This is a genomic window from Sphingobium sp. (assembly GCF_041987595.1).
Taxonomy (GTDB): Bacteria; Pseudomonadota; Alphaproteobacteria; order Sphingomonadales; family Sphingomonadaceae; genus Sphingobium.
In genome coordinates this window covers 1-4,344 of sequence record NZ_JBHIWJ010000174.1, presented here as the reverse complement: position 1 = coordinate 4,344, position 4,344 = coordinate 1, and the positions used below count along the sequence as shown (strand labels likewise).

Here is a 4,344-nt window from a genome sequence, read left to right as displayed (position 1 = left end):
CGTGGATCTGCGCGGCGGTACGCCTGCTGCCGATGGATGCGGTTGACGCCAACATCCTTGCGACCTGCCTCGCCTTCATACTGTTCGTTGCGGTGATCCTTCGCGCCTTCGCGGTGCGCAGCGTCACGCGGATATGGAGCGAACTGCTGGTGGGCACGGCACTCCCCTTCGCTCTGATGCTGGGGGTCGCCAGATGACGGATAGCCTGCGCCAGTCCATGGGCTGGTTCCATACATGGTGTGGGCTGCTGTTCGGCTGGGTTTTGTTCGGTGTCCTGCTGACCGGATCGCTGGCGGTGTTCTATACCGAGATCAACCTCTGGACCACGCCCGAACTGCGCTCTCCAGTGGTCATCGACCGGGGACGAGCCGTAGCGATGGGACGGGATTATCTCACCCGCATCGCTCCGGATGCCAGGCAATGGCGTATCGTCATCCCCACTTCGCGCGAACCTGTGCTGCGGCTGGTGTGGACCGACGAAGCGGGCAAGGCCACCACCCACCGCCTCGATCCGCAGACCGGCGTCCGCATCCCGCGCGATATGGACGCCGGGTTCTTCTTCATGCGCTATCATTACACGCTGGGGATCGATCGCAAGTCCAGCCCCATCGGCTTCCTGATCGTGGGCGCGGCAGGCCTTGCCATGCTGGCCGCATCGATCAGCGGCGTCATCATTCACAAGCGCATATTCCGCGATTTCTTCATCTTCCGCCCCTGGGCCTCGCGCCAGCGGGCGTGGATGGATGCGCACAACCTTCTCTCGGTGCTGCCGCTGCCGTTCCACATGATGATGGCCTATACCGGCCTCGTCCTGATCTATTACGCCTATATCCCCGCCGGCGTCGCGACGCTGAACGGCGGCGACGTCAAAGCCTATCAGGCCGCGGCTGCGCAATCGCGCTACATCGATGTGGAGACACCCGCCGGATCGCCACAGGCCACGGTTGCGCTGATGCCGCTGGTGGCGCGCGCCGAGCGCGCATGGGGTGGCGGAGCGGCCGTCAACATCTATGTGAGCCATCCCGATCGTGCCAATGCCGCAGTCGAGATCTGGCGACAGCGCGACGATCGCATCGCCAACTTCCCCGATCGCGTCGACTTCGCAGGCGCCGACGGCCGGTTGCTGCGCGTTCTGGTGAAGCGCTCCCCGGCCCGCGAGACCCATGCCTTCCTTGCCGGACTGCACTTCATCGAATGGGGCGGAATCGCTGCCCGCTGGCTCTATTTCCTGACCGGGCTCGCCAGCACCGCGATGGTCGGGGCTGGCCTTGTCCTCTTTACCGAAAAGCGGGCGCGCCGGGGCGGATCGGCATTTCACGCCATGGCAGGCCGGATCACCATCGCCGCTGTGGCTGGAAACATGATCGCCTGTGCGGCGTACCTGCACGGTGAGCAGTTGCTGCCTTCCGACATCGAAGACCGGCGCAGTATGGCCGCATCTATCTACTTCCTGGCCTGGCTGCTGAGCCTCATCCATGCCGGTGCGCGGCCTTGGTCCAGCGCGTGGCCAGAGCAGTTGCGTGCGGCGGCGTTGCTCTGCCTGACTATTCCCGTGAGCACGGCTCTGGCGGGAACGCCGCTGACGTCAACGCTGGCTCATGGCGATGGTATCCGCTCAGGCGCAGACCTGACGGCGCTGGCGATGGGCGTCATCTTGTGGATCGCAGCAGGCAGGATCGCTCGCAGGCCGGCCGGAGGCGCTGCGCAGTGATCGTGAACCTGGCCCTATCCCTGATCCTTGCGGTGGCCGGCTTCGACGCCATCCGGCGCGGCACATCCCGAAGGCACATGGTCTATCGAGCCGCCTGGCGCGCGGGCGGAGCCGCATCGCTGGTTCTGGCGATCCTTCCCGTCGCGCAACTGGCCACGACCAACCTGATCGCTTCGCTGCTCTGGTTCTTCTGTATCCTGCCGTTGGCCGGGCTCATTGTCGTTTTTGGAAAACCCATTCGCCAGTCATCTGGGCGTCCCGATATTGACTGAACGCGATTGCCCTCTCGATGTCATGACCTGCATATCGATCCTGAAGCAAAGGCTGACTATCACTGCCTCGGTCGTGACGCACAATTGGTTCAACCGTCTCTAGATGATACGGGTCGGTCCGGCGCATAAATTGATTGTCCATCGGATGCGGCAAACCGTTTCCTGCGCCATTGCAGGCGTCGAGATTATTGCTGGCCCACTCACCACACTCGCCGTGGCGAGCGACACGGAGATCGACCGCACGGAAACCTTGCCTTGTTCGAGGCCCTTTGAATTCAGCACTTCTAACTCCCTCCATTCGACATTCGGGATGGAGGCGCACCTGCTATTGAGAATACCTTGCAATTCATGCGTTCGCATGCGGTCAAACGAGAGGTCGAATTTCAGAAAAATAATTTCAGGCGAAAATCACGATCAGACTACGGGACAATTGCACGGATCGTAGGCCGAGAGATTTCTGAAGCCGGGATATGGCTGCAACCGGATCGTCGATGCGAAATACGCCACAGACGTGCAGGGATGATGCGTCGCCCACTATAGTCATGTAGCCGGGATGATAGCGGCCGATCTCGGCCACGACTTGACATAGCGGCGCATCCTTGAATACGAGCACGCCGTCCGTCCAGGCGGTGGCCGCTTCCGTATTGATGGAACGAGGAGCATCGATACGGCCATCGGCGCCATAGCGGATGGACTGGCCTTCCCGCAGAATGAGGCTGGCCCCCTTGCCCTCTCCGCTGACGAGCATCACGCTGTGCTCTGTCACGGTAACCTCAGTGTCGGCGCCCGTCCGGCGGACCGAGAATTGCGTGCCCAGCGCCATCGTTTCACCGATTGCTGCCTGGACGGTGAAGGGGCGGGAACGATCGGGCGCAACCGTGAACAGCGCCTCGCCTTTCAACAACCGGATTCGGCGATCCGTCGAGCGGATCTCGATCGTGACCGCACTAGGGCGGATCGACATTCGGGATTCCCAAAGCGGATGATCGCTGATTCATAGGACGCCGTGTTGATGCGCGAAGTGGATGATGGCGGCGAAGCGGTACGAGTTGAACGAGGTGCAATGGGAGAGGATTGCGCCGTTGCTACTGGGCAAAGCGACCGATCCGGGGCGGTCGGGAACGGATAACCGCCTGTTCGTGAACGGATGTTTGTGGGTGCTGCGGTCAGGAGCGCATTGGTGCGATCTGCCGGAGCGCTATGGCAAGCGGAAGACGGTGCATCGCCGCTTCAGCCGTTGGTGCCATGCGGGTGCCTGGTAACGGGTGTTCGACGCACTGACGGCCGACCGGGACAACCAGTATTTGATGATCGACAGCGCCATCGTTCGCACGCACCAGCAGGGGGCGACCGGAAAAGGGGGGCGTGCGATCAGGCGCTGGGGCGTTCCCGAGGCGGACTGACCACCAAGATACACATGCTTGCGGACCCGCTCGGCCGGCCGCTGCGCTTCATCATCACGCCCGGCCAGACTGGCGACGTTACTCAGGCGCCGGCCCTGCTGCACGGACAGGAAGCCGTCGTCGTGCTCGCCGACAAAGCTTATGACAGTAATGCTTTACGGACAATCATCGCGAAAATGGGCGCCGAAGCGCTCATACCTTCAAACCGCTGCCGTAAGGTCGCCATCCCGCATGACGCGCTGATCTACAAACACCGCAATCGTATCGAACGATGTCTCGGCAGGCTCAAACACTTCCGCCGCTTCGCAACGCGCTACGATCGCCGCACCATCCACTTCGCCAGCTTCACAAACCTCGCCGCCGCCATGATCTGGTTACGCTGAATGTCGATCCGCGCTAGCCGAAAAACAAACTGCGGTCCGGGACCGGATTGCACATCGGTCGAAAAACTGATGGTCCATGACCATCCAAAATCGCCCATCAGGAATCAATTATACTGTTGTCAAATTTCAACTATGCTAAACTTTCAGCGTCCACGGGGTCACCAGAAAATCTTTCGACATCCCTATTTATAACGCCGCTCATCGGGTGCTTCCCCTATGGCGTGCCATCTTGATCCTAGATAGGCTTAATCCCGGACAATCGGGGGGATCGGATCATGGGCGCCTTGCGCGATTACGCTGTTCGCTTTGCCACCATTCTGCCATTGACGCTGCTGCTCCCCCACCCCGCTCTCGCCCAGGGCGATCGCGCCACATCGCCGCCGGAATTTGCCCGCCGCGCCGACAATCTGAAGCCGGGCCAATGGGTCTGGGCGCCGCAGGTATCGCCGACCGGGCCGCTGCTCGTCTATGTCGATCTCTCGCGCCAGATCGCGACCGTCTATCGCAACGGCGTGCGCATCGCCGTGTCCACCATCTCCTCGGGCAAGGAAGGCCATGCAACGCCCACCGGCGTC

4 protein-coding genes and 2 pseudogenes are annotated in these 4,344 nt (G+C 61.7%); 5 read left to right on the top strand and 1 reads right to left on the bottom strand.

Annotated elements, in window-relative coordinates; genetic code table 11:
• The 3 genes from ACFC3J_RS22230 to ACFC3J_RS22220 form a co-directional block, all read left to right on the top strand.
• The coding region (locus ACFC3J_RS22230; protein WP_375198115.1) for a hypothetical protein at positions 1–197 on the top strand (197 nt) is incomplete at its 5' end.
• On the top strand, positions 194–1,711 hold the full coding sequence (locus ACFC3J_RS22225; protein WP_375198114.1) for a PepSY-associated TM helix domain-containing protein: 1,518 nt from the start codon (positions 194–196) through the stop codon (positions 1,709–1,711). The genes ACFC3J_RS22230 and ACFC3J_RS22225, both read left to right, overlap by 4 nt.
• The gene (locus ACFC3J_RS22220) at positions 1,708–1,983 is read left to right on the top strand and encodes a hypothetical protein (RefSeq protein WP_375198113.1); all 276 of its coding nucleotides are present in this window, start codon (positions 1,708–1,710) and stop codon (positions 1,981–1,983) included. The genes ACFC3J_RS22225 and ACFC3J_RS22220 overlap by 4 nt, the downstream gene beginning before the upstream one ends.
• 397 nt (positions 1,984–2,380) lie before the next feature.
• Here the strand turns inward: ACFC3J_RS22220 and ACFC3J_RS22215 are convergent, their stop codons facing one another.
• Positions 2,381–2,947, bottom strand: a complete 567-nt coding sequence (locus ACFC3J_RS22215; protein ID WP_125985843.1) for a FecR family protein — start codon at positions 2,945–2,947, stop codon at positions 2,381–2,383.
• 64 nt (positions 2,948–3,011) lie between these two features.
• Between ACFC3J_RS22215 and ACFC3J_RS22210 the strand changes: the two are divergent.
• A pseudogene (locus tag ACFC3J_RS22210) lies at positions 3,012–3,769 on the top strand (IS5 family transposase).
• A 275-nt stretch (positions 3,770–4,044) separates the two neighbouring features.
• Positions 4,045–4,344, top strand: a pseudogene (locus ACFC3J_RS22205) (L,D-transpeptidase); the annotation flags it as partial.